Genomic DNA, 23614 nt, shown 5'->3' with positions numbered 1-23614 from the left:
CGCGACAGAGATTTGTGGACAAGATACCGGTCTCTGATATAAAGAGACCGGTCTCAAGACATATTTGATATCCGTCAATTGACCTGCCGTCAACAACTCTTGTAGTCCTCGGCCCATGGAAGATTCCGCTCATCCGAAACGTGCAGTCACGGTCGCCGACGTCGCGAAGGCCGCAAAGGTCTCGAAGGCGACGGCCGCCCGCGTTCTCGGCGGCTACGGCGTGGTCAGCGCCAAGATCACAGATCAGGTCATGGCGGCCGCCGCCGCCCTCGAATACCGCCCGAACGAACTCGCCCGGAGCATGAGCACCGGAAGATCCGGTATCATCGGGGTCGTGGTCGGCGATATCGAGAACGCTTTCTTCAGCCTGGCGGTGCGCGGCATCAGCGATGCGGCCCGCCTCGCGGGATTCAACGTCATCATCGCGAATTCGGGCGAAGAGCTCGATGCGGAAATATCGGCCGTCGACCTCCTGATCGGCAAACGCGTCGATGGCCTGATCGTCACTCCGGCCCGCTGCGACAGCATCGATCATCTCCACCACGTCCGCCGCGCCGGCGTGCCGCTCGTCCTGTTCGACCGGGCGATCCCGGAACTCGATGTCGACGCCGTGACCGGCGACGACCGGGATGCGGCCATCGCGGCGACCCGGTATCTGATCGAGCAAGGACATCGCCGCCTCGCCTACGTCTCTGCTATGGATGCCGAGGGCGGCGGGCCCACACATATCGGGCGGATCTCGAATTCCGCCGTGCGCGAACGCGTAGAAGGTTTTGTCAGCGTCCTGACCGAGGCGGGTTTGCCCAACCCTCTTCATTATGTCAGGCTCGGAGCCACGGACCAGCGCCAGACAGACGGCGTGATCAAAAGCCTGCTCGCCGACAGTGCCGCGCCGACGGCGCTGCTGGCATCGGACAGCCTCGTCGGCTTGCGCATCTTCAAGTCGCTACAATCGCTCGGCCTGTCGATCCCCAAGGACGTGTCGATGATTTCGTTTCTCGACGCCGACTGGACCAGCGTCACCGTTCCGCCGATCACCATCGTAGACCAGCGCGTCTACGAGATGGGCAAGCTCGCCGGCGAGCGGCTCATCGCCCGTATCGAACGCACCCCTCTTGCCGTCGAACGTCTGCGCGTCCGCACGAGCCTCGTCCTGCGCGGCTCCGTCGCCACGATCGGCCGGTGAGACCTATTGATTTGGCCATACCCGCTCGCTTGAAGCAGCGAGCAGTGCCGCACTGCGATGTGCAACTGATGTCCATGGTCGCCGATTTGATATTACATGGGGTTGCTGTTGTCTTTACCTGACCAACGTTATTTAATACCGAAAATACTCGCTATGGGATTTTCAGAAAGATCATGCTCCAGTCAAAAGACGCTTCATCTGAGCTGATAGATTTGATCTATGGAAGTCTATTCGGTGAGTGCAACTGGCAGGATTTTCTAGATCGCGTTGCGCAAACCTCGCCGAATGGAAAGGCTGCCCTCCATTACCACGATCTGGCCTCGCCTGTGGCCCATGTTCCCTACGTATCGGGGTTTTCGAGGAATGAGGTCGACCAGTTCAGCAGCCACTTTGCCGCAGTGAACCCCTGGATTCCGAGATTGAGCTCAGTGCCCGTCGGTCAGGGTGTCTGCGGAGACGAGATCTTTCCACGCGAGGACTTGCTCAAATCGGAATTCTACAATGATTGGCTGAAGGGGCAGGCCCAATGCGAGACGAGCATTGGTGTCTCCATCATTCGGGAGGAAACCCGCACCTTCGTCCTATCGACCTGCACGTCGTCAGCGGATCCCGGTTTCAACAAGGAGGCAGCCGGGCGGTACACGATACTCGCTCCCCATTTGAAAAGAGCTTTCGACTTCATCCGGAAGCGCGATTTACTCGCCCCGGAAAGACAGACAACGCAAACCCTGTTTGATAGCATCGGCGTCGGACTGATCTACGTTTCGGAGCAAGGGCGAGCACGCCAATGGAATAAGAGCGCGGAAGCCTTAATGGCGACTGGCTTTCCTATGCATGTCGCCCCAGGCGGCAAGCTCGAACTTCAATGCGAGAGGTCGACCGCTGTTCTCGATTTCCTGACCTCCAGAAAAGGTGTGCAAACAAGGCCGCATACGGCGATTGCAAACGGGAAGGACAAGGCAAGTTATCGCATCACACTCCTCCGGCTCCAGTCCGATGCATTCACTGAGATCTTGGAGGGGCCGACCGTGGCCGTCATTGTCGAGCCGATGGTGGCCACGCCGCTCAATGAGCGGCGAGACTTCCTAATGGAAGCCTACAAACTGACTGCGACGGAGATTCGGATCGCATCAAGCATAGCCTCGGGCCATTCTCCAAAAGAGGTGGCCATAGCCGATCACATCAGCTACGAAACGGTCAGAACCCACCTCAGAAACATCTATTCCAAGCTCGGGGTAAACTCCCGGGTTGGTTTGGTCGCGCTGCTCATGCGCTGACGATAATCTTGCAACTCGTCCCTACCGCCCGCATGGCTAGCCAGCCTTCGCATATTGCGAACGGGTGCCGAGAGCAAAGACATGCAACACTCGAACATTCCGGCAACCCTCGTCCCATCGCGGGGAAAAACCAGTGCTACGCCCACTAATCATAGAGTTCGCCGTGGCCGATCTGGTCCTGCCTGGTGGCTGCGTCGCTGATTGAGGGATCGTCGGCCGGATCGGGATCTCTCTTGTTGGCATCGCTTAAAGACTGGGCGGCCTTAAGCAGTGCTGCGGTTATCTCCTCAGTGCCCCATCCGGCTTCATTGGCGGCTGCAATCAGCCTTTCCAAGGCGTCGCGCGCGGCTGCGGTCGCCTCTTCGAAGCGCTCCGCGGGAGATTCGGTTTTAGGTGGTGGAAAGGTCATGGGCGTTCTCTCCAATAGGTCCGGCTCTTCGGAGTGAACGCAGCCCGGGGGAAATAGATGCACGACCGTGCTGATTAAACAAACCGATGCCCAGCAGCGCCGTACCGGCAAGGGCCGGCAACGTCTTTTACCCCTTAAATGACCGTCTGCAACAGAAACGGAGAGCGCTCCAACGGACGCTGGGCGAGGATCCTCAGCATTGCGGGGCCTTGTATGCCGGAAGTCGTGCGGGAATGGCCGTCGTGATAGACCACCGTCATGATGCGGCTGAGACTATTGTACCTGATCTCTGCGATCGTCCGGGTGTGAACCGGAAAGATGAATTCATGGGGTTGAGATTTCTCCCCCGAGGTTTTCAAGGTCATTGCGATGCCCCAACGAAAAAAGCAATTTTAGCCCCACCGCGCCTGGTCTGAGCCTAACGGTGTCCATCAAGCACATATTGCTGCGACGGTCGCGTGACATCGGCGTGACACGCAGAATCGGCACTGCTAACTCAAAGCGGAATTGGTGACGCGTCAGCTGCCAAAGCGGCCATCAACCGTCAATGCAATGTCCGTCGGATCCCGTGTGCGAGAGCGGCCTGCGGCCAGCATTCGACCGTGCGTGCCAACGATCGAACGGCTTCGTCCACGTTGAAAACCACGTCCCCGAGCCGCTCGATCTCATGATCGAGCTCGTAGACCTCGACTTCGTCGAGGTCGTCATTCTGGAGCATTCGCCTCATTGCCTCGATAAGGCGCTCAGTTCGCCCAACGATATCCAGCGCGCTGCGTATGATGATGTCGAACATGCCGTCCCCTCGCTTCGATAATGAAGGGTCGGCCAGAATCGTGATGCTGACAATCCTGAAATCTTGTCAGATGCGCTCGCGGATCGTGTCGTAGAGATCCCGCAACTCCCGCAGTGCCGGTTGAGGCCGATGGCGCGGCAGGGCGGCGCGACGCCCAGCAAAGGCAAGTGCGCCGGCGACCGCCGCGACGAGCAGCAGCGTTGAGGCCGGGTAGAGCTTCACCGCCGCTTCCGTCTGACGCGTTGCTTTCCCGGCACTCCCCTTTACCGATCGGGCGGCATCGAGGACCTGTTGCTGGAGCGTGCCGATCTGCTTTCGCAACGCGCCGAGCTCTTCGGCCAGGTCATGATCAGACTGTCGGGGAACGCCGACCGATGCCGTATTCGTATCGATGACGGCTTTCGGAACGGGCTCGCCGATCTTAGCTCCCTTGGTGTCGAGGGTCGTCGTCTCAGTGCTCTTGCGGCGCGGCATGATCATTTCTCCTTCCTGGAACATGATGCCGAAAAGTGTGAGCGGCTTTCGGAGAACAGGATTCAGATTCAGGTCGAAGGGACCTAAAATCCTCCCGTTCTAGTCGTCGTCGAGCGAGAAGACCGGCCGGTAGTGGCGCTCGGCGATCAACAAGCTCCGGTCGGGCCGGATGATGTAGATCTCCTCGACCTGGCGCCCCCATTGATCTGTGAAGGTGTGGGGGAAGGAAGAGCCCACCGGCGATTTCGTCAACTTGGTACGAGGCTGCCCATTATACGTGATGCTGCCGGGAATGGGTGCCAGTCCTGCCGACGAATAACTGCCTGCTCCGGTCGTACAGCCTGTCAGCACAACCGCAAAAACCAGCCCAAATCCTATGCTCCGCTTCATCGATCCCTCCAGCTGCCTTGTCTTCACGCGGCACGCGCTTTTATCGTCAATGTAACAGGGGACGACAGACATTGTTCCAGAATTTGGCCGGAGACATCAGAGGAGGCGAGACTTCGCTCGAAACCGGAACGACCGCGGCATCGCGTCGTTCTGTCGAAGCGCATGCAGTCGCCTATCCCCTCACGTTGGCGTTGAACTTTTCGGAGACCGAGTGGTAAATCCGAGAATATACGCGGATATGATGAACGGACGGACCGGGCCAACGCGACTGTGTGAACTAAGGGAAGTTCGGCGATGTTAGCAAGACCAGCCGGATATGCCGGGCGCGATCGCTGCTCTGTGGGCGGCCTGCCAGATCGGCCGACTTTATTCCTCCACCGAACCGTTCGGTCCCGAGCTCATGAATGTCGCAAGAAATCTCGGCATTTTCATTCTGCCAGCGCTCGTTCTTCTCCTGGCGGGGCCTTTCAGGATGTGGCTCGACAGATTTGCGCCGCTGTATCCCTTTGTGCTCGGAGCCGGTATCCTCAACATCTATGTGCAGGACGATGCGCTGGCTGCCGGCTTACCGATGATCGTGCTTGTCTACCCCTTCCTGGTAATCTTTGCGCTCGCCTATTTGTTTCGCGGAGAGGTGTCGGAGATGCGCAATTGAATCCTGCAGTGCCGCGCGTGTTTTCTAACGCGCAAAAGACGCTGTCGCACTTTGAATGGCGGCCGTCACGGGCGACCAGCTGGCGCAATCGCTGAAAGGTGTCGTGCCGATGATGATGGCGCAGCTCAATATGCCCGAGTTGCAAAACCAGGTGGCGGCTGCCGTCAACACTTATCTCGACGGACCGAAATGCCTGACGATCAGCGCCGCCGGAAAAGCCGGTTCCCGTCCCGATGATCATCGGCGCGGCCATGGGCGCACCGAACACCATTTCTTCGCTGCTTGGCGTCAAGGTCACGGCGAACGACTAGCTATTCGCAGAGGCGTTTCACAAACGCCTCTGCCGGAGGCGGGTTTTGCAAACCCGCCTCTGCATCCCTTTTCTGGGAAATCAGAGTAACAAGCCGACGAAAGGCGTCCGCCACCTCGAGCCATTCCAGGAGAAGTGCGAAGCGGTTTTACCGCGAAAGGCTCTAAAACTCGTCGCTGCGACGCTTCACGGCGTGCTTCAACGCCACCATATGCCTTCGCCGCTCCAGCATATAATCGGCATATCCGACGCAGATGAACAGCAATGTCGGGCCGGCGTAGATGATGATCAGAGCCAATGCGATAAGGATGAATGCGCTCGTCATGGTCTTTTTTCCATCAATATAGTCGCCGCATCTCACGCGGCGAAAGCGGACAGGTCCTCATCTCGGTCATCCCCGTCCTTATTCCTTCAAAATTCGCCGGCTTCCTATTCGTTCCCTCCACGATCGATTTCCATATGAGCGCAAGGCCCTATCGAACGACAATGATGAAGCGAACGGCTCGCCCGGCCTTAATCACTCCCGCGGACGTTCCTCCCGCATTGCCGCCGTCACGCTCTTCAGCAGCGGGCTCGACATCAGATCCGCGAGCAAAACCGATAGCTTCGGCTTCCAGTTCGGATAGCTGTCGCTGGTGCCTGGCACATTGGTTGGCCTTTTTTCGTCGGTGAGATCGGCGAGACGGACCGCGGCGAGAAGCGAGGGCGTCCTGGCGATGAAGCGATAAGCGCTGACGGTCAATTCCCTCAGCGTCTCCTCGCTTGCCCGCGCCTGGAAAAGCCTGGCCGGCAGTTCGAGGCCGGCAGCCTTCAGCGCCGCTTTCAGCTTCCTCCGCTCGCGCTTGCGGTCTTCGAGGTGCTTCTTGGTGAGATCGGGCGGCACGATGCCGTGGTCGCACCGGGCCTGAATGTCGGCGCCGCGCCACCAGCCGGCAAGGGTTTGGTGGTCATGCGTCGAAATGCAGGCCAAAGCCAGGGCGGGATAGACGTCCGCCGGCTTGAAGCCCTTCTCGTCCTGTTCATAGGAAAGGATGCGGTAGGAGAGAATGTGGGCCGTCGCAAGATCGTCCTGCAATCCCTTGGGGATCAGGCCCAGGTCTTCTCCGATAACGAGGCACCGATGCTCTGCGGACACTTCGGCGAGGATCTGCAGCAGCCGATCCGCGGGATAACGGACATAGGCGCCGCCGTCCGGCCTGCTGCCCAATGGCACCAGGAAGAGGCGGCGAAGTGCTGCGGCGTGGTCGATGCGGATGGCGCCCGCATATCGCATGGCAGCGCTCAGCATGCGCCGGAAAGGCGACATTTCTCCTGCCGCGATCGCGGAAGGCAGATATCCGGCAAGGTGCCAGTCCTGCCCGTCCACGGCGAATGGATCGGGTGGGCTGCCGATGGTGGCCTTCGAGACATAGGTATCCGGCTCGCTCCATGTCGCCGAACCGTCGACCGCCTCCCCGACGGCAAGATCGAGATAGAGCCCGATCCGCAGGCCTGCCTTCCGCGCCCGGTCCGCCGCCTGCATCAGCTGCCGGTGGGCGAGCCATTGCAGCCACATGTGGAAAAGGACGTCGTCCGCGTGTTCGCGCTCGAATTCGGCAACGGCGGCGCTTTCGAAGCGCTGGAAATCGGCCGGCCAACGTTGCCAGCCGGCGCCTGTCCCGCGCTCGACCATGGAAAACGAGAGGCATTCGAAAAGCGCATGCAGCCGCAGGCTGTTACCACCTTGCGTGATGAAGGCGTCGAAATCGGCCGGATCATAGGCATCGTCGATCACGCTGCTCTGTCGCCAGGCCGGCCAAAGATCGCGCAGGACCCTCAGCTTGATCTGTGCGACGCCGACGTAGTCGACGAGATCGGTTTGGCGAAGGCTTTCCAAATGCCGTTCGAGTTCGGGACCGCAGGCAAAACCCGGCAATCGGTCGACCGCGATATAGAGCGGGTTGAGATGCTGGCGGCTCGACGGCTCGTAGGGACTGCAACGGTCTGGATCGGCGAGAAACGGCGCATGAAGCGGGGTGAGGCCGATGAAATCGGCGCCCAACGATCCTGCGAGATCCGCCATATCCGACAGATCCTCGAAATCTCCTATGCCCCAGTTGCGCGCCGAACGGAGCTCGTAGAGCTGCAGGCTCACGCCCCAGACGCGCGTGCAGGAAAGGAAATCGGGCAGAAATGACCTGGCGATTTTCTTAGCCTCCGGCTTGGGCCGTAACGCGCAGGTCGCGGGATCGGCGGTTCCCGGCACGTCGATCTTGAGTGCCGAGAGGATCTTGCGCTTGGTCTCGGCTGATATCGCCACCTCCCGATTGTCGGGACTGGGCCTGGTCGGGCTGATGCCGTGCCGGCGGGCGAGCTTGTCGAACTCAGCAGGTTTCATCGTTTAATCGCCTTCCTGTCAGCACGCCGTTACGCCTCGCTGATATTCCAAATCACCGTCCAGGGTGCGAGATCGCCGCCGTCGCTGCCGCCGAGACCGAAGATCGTCTCGCCGTCGTCCTGCGGCGAGACGAGCGGCACCGCCTCGGCGCCGAGGTTGGCCTGCAGATGAAGACGCCGGTTCTGCGCCAGGGTCCAATCCACCGCGAGCGCGCTTCCCGCCGAGCGATAGACCGCGGTTCCGGCGCCAGCGCCTTTCAGCAAAGGCACGATCCTGCGGTGCCGGAGGTCGAGAAGCATCCTGTAAAAACCGAGTAACTCGGAAGAGGCGAGTTTCGACCAGTCCAGCTTGGCGGCGGCAAAGGTCGATGGCGCCGTCGGGTCGAGAAGGTCGTCGGCGTCGAAGCCCGGGAGACGGGAAAGCTCCTCGCGACGGCCTTTCCTGACCTTCTCGTTCAGATCCTCGTCGAAATCGCAGAAGAAGGGGAAAGGTTCTCTGGCGCCCCATTCCTCCCCCATGAACAGCATCGGGATCTCAGGCGCCAGCAGGTAGATGGCGGCGACCGCCTTGACGACATAAGCCGGGCTCGAAGCCAGAACCCTATCCCCCAGCGCCCTGTTGCCGATCTGGTCATGGTTCTGGATGAAGGAGATAAAAGCGGTGGGCGGCAGATGGCCGCTCGGCTTGCCGCGGCTTCCGCCGCGATAGGGCATGTGTTCCCCCTGAAACACGAAACCTTCCGCCAGCGCCCGGCCGAGCTTGCCGGCGTCACCAGCGTAATCGGCATAATAGCCGAAGGTTTCGCCGGTGGCGGTGATATGCAGCACATGGTGCACGTCGTCGTTCCACTGGGCGGTGAACAGCTTCACTTCCCCGTTTTCGTCACGCTGCAACAGGTCGCTGTCGTTCTCCTCGTTTTCGACGATCAGATGAACATGCCGGTCGCCGGCCGCGGCCCTGACGCGGCGGGCAAGCGCGTGAAGCAGATGCTCGGAGCTATCGTCCTTGATGGCATGCACGGCATCGAAGCGGAAACCGTCGAGCCTGAACTCGGTGATCCAATAGATGGCGTTCTCGATGATGAATTCGCGGATCATCTCCGACCCGTCGCCGTCGTAATTGATACCGTTGCCCCAGGGTGTCTTGTGATGATCGGTAAAGAGCGGTGCATAGGCCGGGATGTAATTGCCGTCCGGCCCGAAGTGATTGTAGACCACGTCCAGGAAAACCGAGATGCCGTGCTGGTGCGCTGCGTCCACCAACGCCATGAAATCTTCCGGCCGGCCGTAGCTGCTGTCCGGAGCATAGGGAAGCACGCCGTCATAACCCCAGCTGTAACGGCCGGGAAATTCACTCAGCGGCATGATCTGCAGAGCCGTAATGCCCAGCGCCTGCAGATGGTCGAGCCGCTCGATCGCGGCCTTGAAAGTACCCTCCGGCGTGAAGCAGCCGATATGCATCTCATAGATCACCATCTCTTCCCAGGGCCGTCCCGTCCAGTCGCTCGTCTTCCAGCGATAGAAGGAAAGGTCGACCACTTCGCTCGGTCCGTGCACATCCTGCGGCTGAAACCGCGAGGCGGGATCGGGTATTTCGAGACCGTCCGGCAGGACGAAGCAGTAGCGCGTACTGACATTGGCATCCGCGACTGTAGAGTGGTGCCAGCCGTCCCCGACCGCCTGCATCGGCCGCGGATCAGCGCCTTCAATCTTCAACAACACGCTTTCATGCAAGGGAGCCCAGAGGCGGAATAGAAAACCCTCTTCAGTGGATGCCGGTCCGAACGTCATTTGGGTCAAAGGAAAGCCTTCGATGAAATTGGGATGGGATCTGGGTAACTTTTGTCAGGGCAAAAAGTTTCGCACGCACGAAGAGCGCAGAGCGGCCATCGTCGCGAGGTGCCCTCCGGCAGAGACCCAAAGAGTATGATTCCATCCTATCGGGAGAAGGATTTTATCCTATCGCGTGCTATAAACCTGCAACAGCAGGAGTTTATTCGATGCGTTCGACGCAACAAATGAGCATCACGTTGCCCCTGGAAATGGCGAAGCGCGTTAACAGCGGGTGTCCAACGGTTATTACGCCTCGGAGAGCGAAGTCACACGCGAGGGACTGCGGGCTTTGCAGGAACGCGAGAATGCCGTCGAGCATTGGCTGCGAACAGAAGTTACGGCCACCTATGATGCCTACAAGGCCGATATCCGCCTTCCCGATGAGGCGGAATTGGATTGGGCGGGTATCTATAGTCCGCAAGACATCCGCATCTTCTGCCGTCGCCCGCGATTATGTGGCCCGCATCAAGACCTTCGTAACTGGGTTCGAAACGTACCACGAACGCCGCAGCATCCGCGATCATGTCCGACCCGGGTTACGCATTGTGGTTTCGAGCGCCGGGTAAGCGTGGCGTTCGAGTTGAGCCCACCGAATTGTTATCCTCCGCATCCTCTATGCCGGGCAGCGGTTTGAAAGCGACGCGAGTTAGAGCCGACCCAGAACGCAATACCCCAGCACATCCCCACGTCGACCCTCAGGCCGCCGCGACTTTGCCCGAGAGCGCCTGATCCATCGCCGCCTGAAGCTGTTCCTGTGTGAATGGCTTCTTCATCCGCAGCATCCGGCCGAGGCCATGGTCCTCGGAAAACTCGGCATAGCCTGAGGCAAGGATGATGGGCAGGCCTGGAAAGGAGGAGCGAAGGTGACGCGCAAGCTCGGCGCCCGTCATGCCCGGCATGGCATGATCGGTGATGACGAGATCGCAATCCTGCCCGTGGGCAAAGAATTCCAAGGCCTGGGAAGCGGAAGACGCTTCCTGCGGCAGGTGCCCGAGATCCTCCAGCATCGCCACGGTCCCGGTCCTGACAAGGGCATCGTCATCAACTACGAGAATGGCAAGCGGCCGCGACGCCGGCTTCAAAGGCTCCGTCGCCGGCAGCTCGACGGGAGGCTGCACCTTGACGAATGCCTCGGCAACGGGCAGCCAAAGCGAAACCGTCGTGCCTTTGCCCCTAACGCTTGATATCTGGATTGAGCCACCGGATTGCGCCGCCAGGCCATGCACCATCGACAGGCCGAGACCGGTGCCCTTGCCGACCCCCTTGGTGGTGAAAAACGGTTCGGCGGCACGCGAGACCGTTGCCTCGTCCATCCCCTCGCCATCGTCCGACACCGATATCCTGATGTAATTTCCGCCTGCAAGGCTGGCCGGCCGGGCTTCTTCGGCTGCCGCCGCGGCAACCGTCACGGCTCCGCCGCTTTCGAGCGCATCCCGCGCATTGACGAACAGGTTGAGCAACGCCAGTTCCAACTGGTTGCTGTCGACCAGGAGGGGTGCCAGATCCGCCGGGATGCTTTTGCGGATTTCGATGCGCGGCCCCACCGCCTTGGCGAGAAGATCCTCGACGTTTTCGAACAGCCTGAAGAAGTCGACCGCCTGCGGCTTAAGCTCCTGGCGGCGTGCGAAAGCAAGCAGGCGCTGGGTGAGCGCCGTGCCGCGTTCGGCCGCCTGGATCGCGTTCGTCACCAGGCGTTCACTGCGTTCATCGGCCGGAAGCCGCTTCTTGAGAAGATTCAGGCTGCCGAGAACTACCATCAGGAGGTTATTGAAGTCGTGGGCCACGCCACCCGTCAGGTGGCCAATCGTGTCGAGCTTCTGCGCCTCGAACAGCTGTGCGAGCGCCTCTTCGCGCTCCCGCGTCCGTTGATCGATCCGGTGCTCGAGTTCCTCGTTGAGCTCACGCAACTGCGCTGCAGAAGCCTCGAGCTCGGCGGTGCGCTGGTGAACGCGGGCCTCCAGCTCGACGTTCAGGCGTTCGAGTTCCCTCGTCTTCCTGTAGAGCTCGGCAAAGACCCGCACCTTGGCTCTCAGCACCTCGGGGACGATCGGAACAGAGACGTAGTCGACCGCGCCCACAGCATAGCCGCGCAGCCGGTCGGGTTCCGCCAGCATCACGGCGGAAACAAAGATGATCGGCGTGTTCTGATAGCGCGGATGCTGCCGGATCATGCTGACGAGCTCGAACCCATCCTGTTCGGGCATGCAGACATCAACGAGGATCACCGCGATTTCAGTGCGCAACAGGTGCTCGAAGGCTTCGCGAGCGGATTGCGCCTTGATGAGGTTTTCCTCGAGCTCTTCGAGAATGACCTCGTAACTCAGGAGCTTTGCCGGTTGGTCGTCGACGAGGAGGATGTTGACGGGGTTCATGGCGAGGTCCTCAGCGATGCAGCCACATGCGAAGAGCCGACAGAAGCTGTTCGGTATTGACCGGCTTCGCCAGATAGTCGGATGCGCCCGCTTCCAGGCATTTCTCGCGGTCGCCCTTCATCGCCTTGGCCGTCAGCGCCACGATCGGCAGCCGCCGGAACCGGGGCTCCGAACGGATGAGCTGCATCGTCTCGTAGCCGTCCATTCCAGGCATCATGATGTCCATCAGCACGATCGCGACAGAGGGTTCGTTGTTGATGACATCGATGGCTTCGCTGCCGGTCGTCGCGGTCAGGACCTTCATTCCCCGGCGTTCGAGGACGCTGCTCAGCGCGAAGATGTTGCGGGCATCGTCGTCGACGAGCAGCACGGTCTCGCCGACAAGATCCTCATCCGAGCTGTGCAGTTCCTGCAGCGTCGCCTGTTTTGCGGCCGGCAGGTCGGCGACCACCCGGTGCAGGAACAAGGCCGTCTCATCCAGGAGACGTTCGGGCGACTCGACCCCCTTGACCACGACGCTGCGGGCCATGCTGTGCAGTGCCGCGTCTTCCTCGGCGGAAAGCTCCCGGCCGGTGAAGACGACCACCGGCACCTCGCCGATCTCGGCGTCGTCGCGTATCTGCTCCAGCACGTCGAAGCCGGACATGTCGGGAAGGGAAAGGTCGAGCACCACGCAGTCGGCGGCATTCTGCCGAAGGGCTGCGAGAGCCTCCGATCCGGAGCCGACGCTGGTGATATCGATGTCGTCATGTCCGAGAAGGGCGGTGACGCTCAGACGCTCGGCCTCGTTGTCTTCCACCAGCAGCAGATGCTTGCGGCGCGGTTGTGCATAGGCCTTCAATCGCGACAGTGCCTTGCCAAGGCCTTCTGGTGTCGTCGGCTTGCTCATGAAGGCGAAGGCGCCGCGGGTCAGCCCATGTTGGCGATCCTCGTCGAGGCTGATGATCTGGACCGGAATATGCCGCGTCTGCGGATTCTGCTTGAGCTGGCTCAGCACCGTCCAGCCGAGCATATCGGGCAGAAAGATGTCGAGCGAGATCGCCGCCGGCCTGTAGTCCTGCGCGAGTGCGAGCGCATCACTGCCACGCATCGCCACCAGAACCTTGAATCCATTGTCGCGGGCGAGATCCACCAGCACGCGGGCGTAATGCGCATCGTCCTCGACGACGAGCAGCACGGGGTCGCCGGCCTCTATCTGATGGCGATCGTCTTCAACATGTTCGATCGGCTTTTCGGCGCGGCGGTTTGCTGCCGCCTCGGCGAATTCTACGACATTTGCCGACGGAACGGTCTTGGGGGCAGCCGCGCCGGCGCCGACATAGGTGAGCGGCAGATAGAGGACGAAGGTGCTGCCGATACCGGGGGTGCTGCGCAGCTGGATTTCGCCGCCGAGCAGGTTCGCCAGTTCGCGACTGATCGCCAAGCCGAGGCCGGTGCCGCCGTATTTGCGGCTCGTCGAAGCGTCCGCCTGCTGGAACGCCTCGAAAATGATGCGCTGTTTTTCAGGCGGTATGCCGATGCCGGTATCGACGACTTCGAAGGCAATGACCGAAGGCGCGTGCTTGAGGGAGGGATGATCGGACGACCAGCCGCTCGTTGCCGACGCGACGCGAAGTGTCACGCCGCCCTGCGCGGTGAACTTGAAGGCATTCGACAGCAGGTTTTTGAGGATCTGCTGCAGTCGCTTCGAATCCGTGATGAGGCTCTTTGCAACATCGGCGCCGACATCGACCGAGAACGACAGGTCCCGGTTTTCGGCCTCGTGCCGGAATGGCCGCGCCATCATCTCGAGCAGGTTGCTGACAAAAATCTCCTCGGCATCGACCGAGACTGTTCCGGACTCGATCTTCGACAGGTCGAGGATGTCGCTGATCAGGTTCAACAAATCGGTTCCCGCGCCGTGAATCGTCTTTGCGAACTCGACCTGTTTGCCCGAGAGGTTGCCATCCGGATTTTCTCCCAGCTGCTGGCCGAGGATGAGGATCGAATTCAAGGGCGTGCGCAGCTCATGCGACATGTTGGCGAGGAATTCGGATTTGTACTTCGATGTCAGCGCCAGCTCGGTTGCCTTTTCCTCGAGCGCGCGCCGGGCCTGCTCGATTTCCTGGTTCTTCGCCTCGACTTCGACGTTGCGCTCCTCCAGTTGCTGCGCCTTTTGTCCGAGCTGCTCGTTGGTCTGCTGCAGCTCGCGCTGCTGCGTCTGAAGCTCGGCGGCAAGCTGCTGGGACTGCTTGAGCAGGCCTTCGGTCTGCATCGTCGCTTCGATCGAGTTGAGGACGATGCCGATCGATGTCGTCAGCTGATCGAGGAAGGACAGCTGCAACTCGGTGAATTCGCCGACGGAGGCCAGCTCAATCACTGCTTTCACCTGCCCCTCGAAATGCACAGGCAGCACGATGGCGCTCCTCGGCAAGGTCGTGAACACGCCGGAGCTTATCGGAACGACATTGTCGGGAAGGTCGGTGACCAGGATGCGGCGGGCGTCGCTGGCGCACTGGCCGACAAGTCCCTGGCCGAATTCGAGCCGCGCCGGGTGCGCCGCCTCGCCCCCTTTCGCGTAGACAGAGAGCAGCGACAAGATCGGCTGCCGCTCGTCGGAATCCACCTGGTAGATGACCCCCTGATGGGCACCGACCAGAGGCGCCAGCTCCGACAGCAGCATCTTGCCGACCAGCGTCAGGTCGCGCTGCCCCTGCAGCATGTTGGTGAAGCGCGCCAGGTTGGTCTTCAGCCAGTCCTGCTCGGTGTTGCGCTCGGTGGTCAGCCTGAGGTTATCGATCATCGTGTTGATGTTGTCCTTGAGCTCGGCCACTTCGCCGCGCGCGTCGACCTTGATCGAGCGCGTCAGGTCACCCTTGGTGACGGCGGTCGCCACCTCGGCGATGGCGCGCACCTGCGTCGTCAGGTTGGCTGCCAGCAGGTTGACGTTACCGGTCAAGTCCTTCCAGGTTCCCGCAGTACCTGGAACATTCGCCTGACCGCCGAGGCGGCCTTCCACGCCCACCTCACGCGCAACCGTGGTCACCTGATCGGCAAAGGTCGCGAGCGTGTTGGTCATGTTGTTGATGGTCTCGGCAAGGGCTGCCACCTCGCCCTTCGATGCGACGGTGAGATTTTGCTTGAGGTCGCCGTTCGCCACCGCCGTCACCACCTTGACGATGCCGCGCACCTGCTCGGTCAGGTTGGCGGCCATGACGTTGACGGTGTCGGTCAGGTCTTTCCAGGTTCCGGCAACGCCCGGCACCTGCGCCTGGCCGCCGAGCTTGCCTTCGGTGCCGACTTCGCGGGCAACACGCGTCACTTCTCCGGCGAAGGCGTTGAGCTGGTCCACCATCGTATTGATGGTGTTCTTCAGTTCGAGGATTTCCCCCTTCACGTCGACGGTGATCTTGCGCGACAAGTCGCCGCGCGCCACGGCCGTCGTCACTTCGGCGATGTTGCGGACCTGGGTCGTCAGATTGGCGGCGAGCAGGTTGACGTTATCGGTTAGATCCTTCCAGGTGCCGGCGACGCCGGGAACGACGGCCTGACCGCCGAGCCTGCCATCGGTGCCGACTTCGCGGGCAACACGTGTCACTTCGCCGGCAAAGGAGCGAAGCTGATCGACCATGGTATTCAGCGTATCCTTCAAGAGCAGGATTTCGCCGCGCACGTCGACCGTGATCTTGCGCGACAGGTCGCCGTTGGCGATAGCGGTAGCCACCTCGGCGATGTTGCGCACCTGCGCCGTCAAGTTGCCGGCCATGGAGTTGACGCTGTCGGTCAGGTCCTTCCAGGTGCCGGCAACACCGGAGACCTGCGCCTGGCCGCCGAGCTTGCCTTCGGTGCCGACTTCGCGGGCGACGCGCGTCACTTCGCCGGCAAAGGCGTTGAGCTGGTCCACCATCGTGTTGATGGTGTTTTTCAGTTCGAGGATTTCCCCCTTCACGTCGACGGTGATCTTGCGCGACAGGTCGCCGCGGGCCACCGCCGTCGTCACTTCGGCGATGTTTCGCACCTGGCCGGTCAGGTTGGAGGCCATGGAGTTGACGTTTTCGGTAAGATCCTTCCAGGTGCCGGCGACACCTGGCACCTGCGCCTGGCCGCCGAGCTTGCCCTCGGTGCCGACCTCGCGGGCAACGCGGGTGACTTCGGAAGCAAAGCGGTTCAGCTGATCGACCATGGTGTTCAGCGTTTCCTTGAGCTCGAGGATTTCACCCGAGACCGACACCGTGATCTTCTTCGACAGGTCGCCATTGGCAATCGCAGTCGAGACTTCGGCGATGTTGCGCACCTGCGCCGTCAGATTGCCTGCCATTGAGTTGACGCTGTCGGTCAGGTCCTTCCAGGTGCCGGCGACGCCGAGCACGTTCGCCTGGCCGCCGAGCCGCCCTTCCGTGCCGACCTCGCGCGCCACACGCGTCACCTCGCCGGCAAAGCCGTTGAGCTGATCGACCATCGTGTTGATGGTCTCTTTCAGTTCGAGGATTTCGCCCGACACCGTCACGGTGATCTTCTTGGACAGGTCTCCCTGGGCGACGGCGGTCGCGACTTCGGCGATGTTGCGCACCTGCCCGGTCAAGTTGGAAGCCATGGAATTGACGCTGTCTGTCAGGTCCTTCCAGGTGCCGGCAACGCCGCGCACATTCGCCTGGCCGCCGAGCCGGCCCTCCGTGCCCACTTCGCGGGCGACGCGGGTCACTTCCGAGGCAAAGGCGTTCAGCTGATCGACCATCGTATTGATGGTCTCCTTCAATTCGAGGATCTCCCCCTTCACGTCGACGGTGATCTTCTTCGACAAATCGCCATTGGCGATGGCAGTCGAGACTTCCGCGATATTGCGCACCTGCGCCGTCAGGTTGCCGCCCATCGAGTTGACGTTCTCAGTTAGATCCTTCCAGGTGCCGGCGACGCCGCGCACGTTGGCCTGGCCGCCGAGCCGGCCTTCGGTGCCGACTTCGCGGGCCACGCGGGTCACTTCCGACGCAAAGGCGTTCAGCTGATCGACCATCGTGTTGATCGTTTCCTTCAGCTCGAGGATTTCCCCAGACACCGTAACGGTGATCTTCTTCGAGAGGTCGCCGTTGGCGATCGCAGTCGAGACCTCGGCGATGTTGCGCACCTGCGCGGTGAGGTTCGAGGCCATGGAATTGACGTTATCGGTCAAGTCCTTCCAGGTGCCGGCGACGCCTGGCACCTGCGCCTGACCGCCGAGGCGGCCCTCTGTGCCGACTTCACGCGCCACACGCGTCACCTCGCCGGCAAAGCCGTTGAGCTGATCGACCATCGTGTTGATGGTTTCCTTCAGCTCCAGGATTTCGCCCGAGACGTCGACGGTGATCTTGCGCGACAGGTCGCCGCGCGCCACGGCCGTGGTCACCTGGGCAATGTTGCGCACCTGAGCCGTCAGGTTGCCGCACATGGCATTGACGCTGTCGGTCAGGTCCTTCCAGGTTCCGGCGACACCCGGCACCAGCGCCTGTCCGCCGAGCTTGCCTTCGGTGCCGACCTCGCGGGCGACGCGCGTCACTTCCGAGGCGAAGGATCTGAGCTGGTCGACCATGGTGTTGATCGCCTCCTTCAGCTGCAGGATCTCGCCGCGCACGTCGACGGTAATCTTCTTGGAAAGATCGCCATTCGCAACGGCGATCGTCACTTCGGCGATGTTGCGCACCTGCGCCGTCAGGTTCGACGCCATCGAGTTCACGCTTTCGGTGAGGTCCTTCCAGACGCCGGTCACCTCCGGCACCTGCGCCTGGCCGCCGAGTTTTCCGTCCGTGCCGACCTCGCGCGCGACGCGCGTTACTTCCGAGGTGAAGACGCTCAACTGCTTGATCATCGTATTGACGATATCGGCCGAGCGCAGGAATTCACCTTTGAGCGGCCGCCCGTCGACGTCGAGCGGCACGGTCCGCAAGAGATCTCCCTTGGCGACAGCCGTAATCGTGCGCGTAACAGCTGTCGTCGGCCACAGGAGATCGTCGATCAGACCATTGATCGATCCCTCCATTTCAGACCAGGAGCCATCCGACAGGCCGAAGCGTACGCGCGTGCTCGTTCGCCCGTCCCGACCGACCACCTGCCCGACATGCTCGAGCTGCTGGGCCATGCGCTGATTGGCGGCAATGATGTCGTTGAGGGCATCGGCGACTTTGCCGGTGAGACCTGTCAGGTCGGACCGCATCCGTACGGAAAAGTCGCCGCGCCTAACCGCGACGAGGACTTCCAGAAGCGCGCTGGCGTCGTCGAACGCCATCGTTTTGTGGTCATGCCCATTCAGGCTATCTACCGCAACGCTGTCGCGCGCGAATTCGCTAGTTTGGTTGCTCACGAAAATCCCCCTATTCGACGACTGGTAATTTAGTGCTCAACTCAGAAAATGGTATGGGCCGTCCCGCGTTCATCCTAACATGATTCACCACCCAAAATGAGCCTGATAGTTGCAAATATCGGAAATGCTCGCCCGAAACCGCTCCAGTCAAATTTGTGGTTTTTCGTGCGCGGAACACTTTGCTGCCGACTGTCGTTACCGTTCTGACAATGGAGAGCGACATGTCGAACGTCTCAAGGACAGGCAAGGAAGAAATCAATAACGCGACCAGCCCGACCACTTTCGGAAAATCGGTCGAGAGCCAGGCGCAAATCGAGGATGCTGCGCAAGCGTCGTCCGACGTAGGCGGCGAGATGCTCAACATCTACCGGTTGGAGCCGATCGCCGCACCCGACGATCCGAGATGGGACAATTCCCCCGGACACGGCACTGTCGTCGTTGCCGCCAGAACGCCCGGTGACGCCAGGATCGTCGCCGCGTCTCGTGAGCTCGACTTCATGGAAGTGGATGCGGCTCCCGCCGAGGATGTCACCACGGTCAATGCCAGCGCCTTTCGGGACGACAAGCTTTACACCGTCATCGAGATCGACCGGAACAGGCGCGATATTACGCGCGGGATCCTCGAGGGCGCCGTCGCCGTCGATACGATCCGGCCGGTTCAACCGGACTGACGTAGCAATGCCGCGGCGCAATCGGCGATGAGCCGGAGCGCCATCGTCCCATCCATCGTTTCCTCGGAGTTCTCATGAATACGGCCAACCTCCAGCTCAAGGGCCTGATCATGGCCATGGCGTCGATTTGTGATGCGATCGTCGAGAAAGAATTGCTCACCAGCCAAGAACTCAATGCCGCGCTCTCGAAAGCCAAGAAGGCAATCGAAGACGATGACGACCATGAACTGTCCGGTGCCAACCGCGCCGCGATCCTGTTTCCCATCCGTGTGCTGCAGCTCGCCGAGGAGGCAGGCAGGAAAGGCGAACGGCTGACATTTTCGGACTATGCCAAGCTCGTGGGAAAGCTGAGCTGAAGATGTTCGATGGCTTCACCCTGGATGCGATCGACACCGCAGCAGGCTCGCTTCGTGTCCGTCACGGAGGATCGGGGCCAGCCGTTCTTCTTCTCCACGGCCACCCAAGGACCCATATGACCTGGGGCAAAGCTGCAGATTTCTTGTCATCGGGCTACCACGTCGTCTGTCCCGATCTTCCTGGCTTCGGCCGCTCCTATCAGCCGGGCGACGCTCCGGATAGCAGCAATTCCTCTAAGCGCGCCAAGGCTCACGCCCTCGTCGAGCTGATGAAACGATTGGGACAGGAAAGCTTCTTCGTAGCGGGACACGACCGTGGAAGCTTAACGGCGTTCCGCATGGCGATGGATCATCCCGCCTGCGTGCGCAAGCTCGTCATCGTGGACGCCATTCCTGTTATCGAGCATCTGGAGCGCGCCGACTGGACCTTTGCCAGAGACTGGTATCACTGGTTTTTCTTTGCCCAGCCGGAAAAACCCGAACGCGCAATTTCAGCCGATCCGCTAGCTTGGTACGACAAGCTGTCACCCAGGCTGATGGGTTCGGAGGCCTATGATGACCTGCTCGACGTCATCCGTGATCCCGTTGTGATCCATGGCATGATCGAGGATTATCGTGCCGGCCTCAGCATCGATCATCTGCACGACAGCGCGGACCGCGACGCCGGCAGGAAAGTGACCTGCCCCATGCTGTGCCTTTGGTCGCTCAGGGACGACCTGGAAAAGATCTATGGCGATCCTGTCGCCATCTGGCGAAGCTGGGCGGATGATGTGCGAGGTTTCGGCATAGAGAGCGGTCACCACGTGGCCGAGGAAAATCCATATGCGCTCTCCCGGGCGATGAGGGAGTTTTTTGGAGCTCACTGATGAGCGCCGGCTTCGTTACATGGTTGACTTGATATGATCATGAGCCACAAGAATACCTTGTCAACCAAGGAGCCACTCAGTGGACAATCACGTATCCGGTCCCTTCACTGTGCAGGAAGAACCGAACTCCATCAGGAGTGCGTTTCTGCGACGCGCGACGTCGGCGCTGGAGCGCATTTCTACGAATGTCCCGGCAAATGAGCTGGCCGAGGCGCTTTCAGCCACGACGGACGCTGGATCGTTGGCGCAGCTTCTCAGCCGCTCGGACATGGTGGGCGCGGCGATAAACGATCTCGATCCGCTGGTTCCGGCACTGGCTCGCAATGACGAGCATCGCTGCAGTTTAGCGGGTGATGGCACGTAGCCCGGCAGCAAAAGCGCTGCCAATTTTGAGATAAGTTGATTTTATTGGTCTTGTTTTCCGCCCGTTTCTGAGGCTATACGGCGGCCGGATGTACTCACTCACCGGGGAAACTTCGTGACCAGCCTCAAATCGCTTCTGGCCGCCTGCGGCCTTTCCGCCATGATCGGCCTTGCCGCAAATCCGTCTTTGGCCGGTTCGACGACCTATCCGCTGAGCCTGGGAAACTGCGGCGCGCAGGTGACTTTCCAGAAGGCACCCGAACGGGCGATCGGCCTTGGCCAGAACAGCGCTGAAATCCTGCTGCTGCTCGGCCTTCAGGACAAGATGGCCGGCACGGCCTTCTGGCCGAGCAAGGTCCTGCCGCAGCTCGCCGAAGCCAATGCCAAGGTCAAGCTTCTGACCGTCGAGATGCCGACCTTCGAATCGATGCTCGCCGAAAATCCCGACTTCGTGGCGGTGGCCTTGCCGAGCCTGGTCGGGCCGAACAGCAAGATCGCCAAGCGCGAAGATTTCGACAAGGTGGGCGTCGCGACCTATCTCTCGCCCAGCACCTGCCTCAGCACCAAGGACGTCAAGGACCAGTACGGCAGCCGCGCCGAGCTGTGGAACATGGATCTTCTCTACAAGGAAATCGATGAACTCTCGCAGATCTTCGACGTCGCCGATCGCGGCCAGGCACTGATCGCCGACTTCAAGGCGCGCGAAGCCAAGCTTCGCTCCAGCGTTTCGAAGGACGGCAAGAACCTTTCCTACGTCTTCTGGTTCTCCAGCCCCAGCCCGTCGGCCGATGCCTATCTCGGCGGCAAGAACAGCGCGTCCGGCTTCATCGCCGACCTGCTCGGCGGACACAATGCGATATCAGCGGAAGCGGAATGGCCGACACTCGGCTGGGAAGGCATCATCGCCTCCGATCCCGACATCATCGTCGTCGCCAGTCTCGACCGCAACCGCTGGGAGCTCGACAAGCCGGAGGCCAAGATCAATTTCCTGAACACCGATCCGGCCGTCAGCCAGATCCCTGCCGTCAAGAACAAGGCGATCGTGATCATGGACGGCCAGGCGATGAACCCGACCGTCCGCACGGTCTACGGCGCTGAACAGGTGGCCGGCCAGTTGAAGGCTCTCGGTCTGTTGAAGTGACGGAAGCGGGCCGTATCTTCCGGCAGCTGGGAGCCGTCCTCGCACTGCTCCTCGCCTCTTTCTGCCTCATCGCTATCGCCATTGGCGTCAGCGTCGGGATCGGCGACCTGCCGATCCCGCTTGCAACCACGTTTTCGGCCGTCACCAACCGGCTGGGATGGACCACGGTCGAACTGAACCGCATCCACGAGACCGTCATCTGGGATTATCGTCTCAGCCGGGCGCTCGTTGCCGCCTTCTGCGGCGCGGGCCTTGCGCTGTCGGGCGCGATCATGCAGTCGCTGCTGCGCAACCCGCTTGCCGAGCCCTATGTTCTCGGCATCTCCGCCGGCGCCTCGACTGGCGCCGTCGCAATTGTCATTCTCGGGATCGGCGCCGGCGCGGTCTCGCTTTCGGCCGGCGCCTTTGCAGGCGCCTTCGCGGCCTTCTTCTTCGTGGCGCTGCTCTCGAACGGCACGCGCGGCGGCGCGGATCGCACCATCCTTGCCGGTGTCGCCGCTTCGCAGCTTTTCAACGCCACCACGTCCTATATCGTCACCACCTCAGCCAATGCGCAGCAGGCCCGCGATGTCATGTTCTGGCTGCTCGGCAGCTTCGGCGGTGTGCGCTGGCCGGAATTCGCGCTGGTCTCGATTGTCGTCGGCATCGGCCTCATCGGCTGCCTGTTTTACGCCCGCGTGCTCGACGCCTTCGCTTTCGGCGACGAGGCGGCTTCCTCGCTCGGCGTCAATGTCGGCCGCGCGCGCATGGTGCTCTTCGCGCTGACGGCGATGATGACGGCGACGATCGTCAGCATGGTGGGGTCGATCGGCTTCGTCGGCCTCGTCGTCCCGCATGTCGCCCGCTTTGTCGTCGGGCCGCTGCATGTGCGCCTGCTGCCAGCCTGCGCCATAGCAGGAGGGATCTTCATGGTGCTCGCCGACATTGCCGCGCGCGCCCTCATTCCCAACCAGATCTTGCCGATCGGCGTCGTCACGGCCCTGGTCGGCGTCCCCTTCTTCTCTATCATCCTCTACCGGTTCCAGCGCGCATCATGAGCATCAAAGCCGACAACCTCATCTGGAAAATTGGTAAGAAGACCATTCTCGATGGCGTTTCCATGGAGGCGCAGCCCGGCCGGATGCTTGGTTTGCTCGGCCCGAACGGCTCGGGCAAGACCTCATTGCTGCGGCTTCTGGCCGGCCTGAAGCGGCCGCATTCCGGTCGTGTCACGCTCGACCGGAGCGACATCGGCACGATCAGCCGCCGCTCGATCGCCAGGCGCATCGCCTTCGTCGAGCAGCACGCCACGACAAATGCCAATCTGAAGGTGGTGGACGTCGTCAAGCTCGGAAGGTTCCCGCACCGGTCGATGTTTTCGGGCTGGACGAAGACCGACGAGGAAGCAGTCGAAGAGGCGCTGGCGCGCGCCGGCATGGCGCAGAAGCGCGACGATCGCTGGCAGAGCCTGTCGGGCGGCGAAAAACAGCGGACCCATATCGCAAGGGCGCTCGCCCAATCGCCCGAGGAGCTGATCCTCGACGAGCCGACGAACCATCTCGATATTCAGCACCAGATTGGCCTGATGCGGCTCGTCTCCGGCCTGCCGATCACCAGCATCGTCGCCCTTCACGATCTCAACCATGCCGCCATGTTTTGCGACCAACTGATCATCATGCAGCAAGGCAGGATCGTTGCCTCCGGCGCACCGCAGGATGTATTGAGCGAAGACCTTCTGCGTGACGTCTTCTCCGTCGAGGCGCGCATCGAGGCCTCTCCCTATCATGCGCGCCCGCATATCCATTATCTCAGGTGACGGTGAAACCGTCACCGAAATGACAGTTCCTCGGCCG

19 protein-coding genes and 3 pseudogenes are annotated in these 23614 nt (G+C 61.2%); 12 read left to right on the top strand and 10 right to left on the bottom strand.

Annotation, left to right across the window (positions count from 1 at the left end; translation table 11 throughout):
* The first annotated feature begins 115 nt into the window (after positions 1 to 115).
* Both AC2444_RS27420 and AC2444_RS27415 read left to right on the top strand, forming a co-directional pair.
* Positions 116 to 1186, top strand: coding sequence for a LacI family DNA-binding transcriptional regulator (locus AC2444_RS27420; RefSeq protein ID WP_128449798.1), 1071 nt, complete (start codon positions 116 to 118; stop codon positions 1184 to 1186).
* Between the two features lie 173 nt (positions 1187 to 1359).
* Positions 1360 to 2463, top strand: a complete 1104-nt coding sequence (locus AC2444_RS27415; RefSeq protein ID WP_128449799.1) for a LuxR C-terminal-related transcriptional regulator — start codon at positions 1360 to 1362, stop codon at positions 2461 to 2463.
* Positions 2464 to 2608: 145 nt separating this feature from the next.
* Here AC2444_RS27415 and AC2444_RS27410 read toward each other — a convergent pair whose 3' ends face one another.
* The 5 genes from AC2444_RS27410 to AC2444_RS27390 form a co-directional block, all read right to left on the bottom strand.
* The gene (locus AC2444_RS27410; protein WP_128406896.1) at positions 2609 to 2872 is read right to left on the bottom strand and encodes a hypothetical protein; all 264 of its coding nucleotides are present in this window, start codon (positions 2870 to 2872) and stop codon (positions 2609 to 2611) included.
* Positions 2873 to 3006: 134 nt separating this feature from the next.
* Positions 3007 to 3237 (bottom strand): hypothetical protein, encoded by a 231-nt coding sequence (locus AC2444_RS27405; RefSeq protein WP_128449800.1) that lies wholly within the window; start codon positions 3235 to 3237, stop codon positions 3007 to 3009.
* A 179-nt stretch (positions 3238 to 3416) separates the two neighbouring features.
* Positions 3417 to 3665: a hypothetical protein gene (locus AC2444_RS27400; protein ID WP_012755476.1), complete on the bottom strand. Its 249-nt coding sequence runs from the start codon at positions 3663 to 3665 to the stop codon at positions 3417 to 3419.
* A gap of 66 nt (positions 3666 to 3731) precedes the next feature.
* Positions 3732 to 4139 carry a hypothetical protein gene (locus AC2444_RS27395; protein ID WP_128449855.1) on the bottom strand — a complete coding sequence of 136 codons (408 nt, stop codon included), beginning with the start codon at positions 4137 to 4139 and terminating at the stop codon, positions 3732 to 3734.
* 99 nt (positions 4140 to 4238) lie between these two features.
* Positions 4239 to 4529 (bottom strand): hypothetical protein, encoded by a 291-nt coding sequence (locus AC2444_RS27390; RefSeq protein WP_012755474.1) that lies wholly within the window; start codon positions 4527 to 4529, stop codon positions 4239 to 4241.
* Positions 4530 to 4845: 316 nt separating this feature from the next.
* Between AC2444_RS27390 and AC2444_RS27385 the strand changes: the two genes are divergently transcribed.
* A complete protein-coding gene (locus AC2444_RS27385; RefSeq protein ID WP_128449801.1) occupies positions 4846 to 5184 on the top strand; it encodes a hypothetical protein in 339 nt (112 codons plus the stop codon).
* A gap of 64 nt (positions 5185 to 5248) precedes the next feature.
* Positions 5249 to 5495: pseudogene (locus AC2444_RS27380) on the top strand (hypothetical protein); the annotation flags it as partial.
* 162 nt (positions 5496 to 5657) lie between these two features.
* On the opposite strand, the gene AC2444_RS27375 reads toward AC2444_RS27380, so the two are convergent.
* The 3 genes from AC2444_RS27375 to treZ all read right to left on the bottom strand — a co-directional run bounded on the left by AC2444_RS27375 (position 5658) and on the right by treZ (position 9661).
* Positions 5658 to 5819 carry a hypothetical protein gene (locus tag AC2444_RS27375; protein ID WP_012755472.1) on the bottom strand — a complete coding sequence of 54 codons (162 nt, stop codon included), beginning with the start codon at positions 5817 to 5819 and terminating at the stop codon, positions 5658 to 5660.
* A 192-nt stretch (positions 5820 to 6011) separates the two neighbouring features.
* The gene (gene malQ, locus AC2444_RS27370; RefSeq protein ID WP_128449802.1) at positions 6012 to 7871 is read right to left on the bottom strand and encodes a 4-alpha-glucanotransferase; all 1860 of its coding nucleotides are present in this window, start codon (positions 7869 to 7871) and stop codon (positions 6012 to 6014) included.
* Between the two features lie 29 nt (positions 7872 to 7900).
* Positions 7901 to 9661 carry a malto-oligosyltrehalose trehalohydrolase gene (gene treZ, locus AC2444_RS27365; protein ID WP_432431630.1) on the bottom strand — a complete coding sequence of 587 codons (1761 nt, stop codon included), beginning with the start codon at positions 9659 to 9661 and terminating at the stop codon, positions 7901 to 7903.
* 209 nt (positions 9662 to 9870) lie between these two features.
* Between treZ and AC2444_RS27360 the strand changes: the two are divergent.
* A pseudogene (locus AC2444_RS27360) lies at positions 9871 to 10070 on the top strand (ribbon-helix-helix domain-containing protein); the annotation flags it as partial.
* Between the two features lie 328 nt (positions 10071 to 10398).
* Here AC2444_RS27360 and AC2444_RS27355 read toward each other — a convergent pair.
* Positions 10399 to 12075, bottom strand: coding sequence for a response regulator (locus tag AC2444_RS27355; RefSeq protein WP_128449804.1), 1677 nt, complete (start codon positions 12073 to 12075; stop codon positions 10399 to 10401).
* A gap of 10 nt (positions 12076 to 12085) precedes the next feature.
* Positions 12086 to 18385 carry a HAMP domain-containing protein gene (locus AC2444_RS27350; RefSeq protein ID WP_128449805.1) on the bottom strand — a complete coding sequence of 2100 codons (6300 nt, stop codon included), beginning with the start codon at positions 18383 to 18385 and terminating at the stop codon, positions 12086 to 12088.
* A gap of 209 nt (positions 18386 to 18594) precedes the next feature.
* Between AC2444_RS27350 and AC2444_RS27345 the strand changes: the two genes are divergently transcribed.
* The 7 genes and pseudogenes from AC2444_RS27345 to AC2444_RS27315 all read left to right on the top strand — a co-directional run bounded on the left by AC2444_RS27345 (position 18595) and on the right by AC2444_RS27315 (position 23577).
* Positions 18595 to 19056, top strand: a complete 462-nt coding sequence (locus AC2444_RS27345) for a hypothetical protein (RefSeq protein ID WP_128449856.1) — start codon at positions 18595 to 18597, stop codon at positions 19054 to 19056.
* Positions 19057 to 19130: 74 nt separating this feature from the next.
* Positions 19131 to 19412 (top strand): hypothetical protein, encoded by a 282-nt coding sequence (locus AC2444_RS27340; RefSeq protein ID WP_003562757.1) that lies wholly within the window; start codon positions 19131 to 19133, stop codon positions 19410 to 19412.
* A 2-nt stretch (positions 19413 to 19414) separates the two neighbouring features.
* Positions 19415 to 20278: an alpha/beta fold hydrolase gene (locus AC2444_RS27335; protein WP_128449806.1), complete on the top strand. Its 864-nt coding sequence runs from the start codon at positions 19415 to 19417 to the stop codon at positions 20276 to 20278.
* A 79-nt stretch (positions 20279 to 20357) separates the two neighbouring features.
* Positions 20358 to 20624, top strand: a pseudogene (locus tag AC2444_RS27330) (DNA-binding protein); the annotation flags it as partial.
* A gap of 132 nt (positions 20625 to 20756) precedes the next feature.
* A complete protein-coding gene (locus AC2444_RS27325; RefSeq protein ID WP_003562760.1) occupies positions 20757 to 21782 on the top strand; it encodes an ABC transporter substrate-binding protein in 1026 nt (341 codons plus the stop codon).
* Complete coding sequence (locus tag AC2444_RS27320; RefSeq protein ID WP_128449807.1) at positions 21779 to 22819, top strand: FecCD family ABC transporter permease; 1041 nt, start codon at positions 21779 to 21781, stop codon at positions 22817 to 22819. Before AC2444_RS27325 ends, AC2444_RS27320 begins: the two co-directional genes overlap by 4 nt.
* The gene (locus tag AC2444_RS27315; RefSeq protein WP_128406888.1) at positions 22816 to 23577 is read left to right on the top strand and encodes an ABC transporter ATP-binding protein; all 762 of its coding nucleotides are present in this window, start codon (positions 22816 to 22818) and stop codon (positions 23575 to 23577) included. Before AC2444_RS27320 ends, AC2444_RS27315 begins: the two co-directional genes overlap by 4 nt.
* The last annotated feature ends 37 nt before the right edge of the window (positions 23578 to 23614 follow it).

The sequence above is a fragment of the Rhizobium sp. WSM1328 genome (assembly GCF_057653715.1).
Note: the sequence above shows the minus strand (reverse complement) of the source record. Positions and strands in the feature narration are given on the sequence as shown.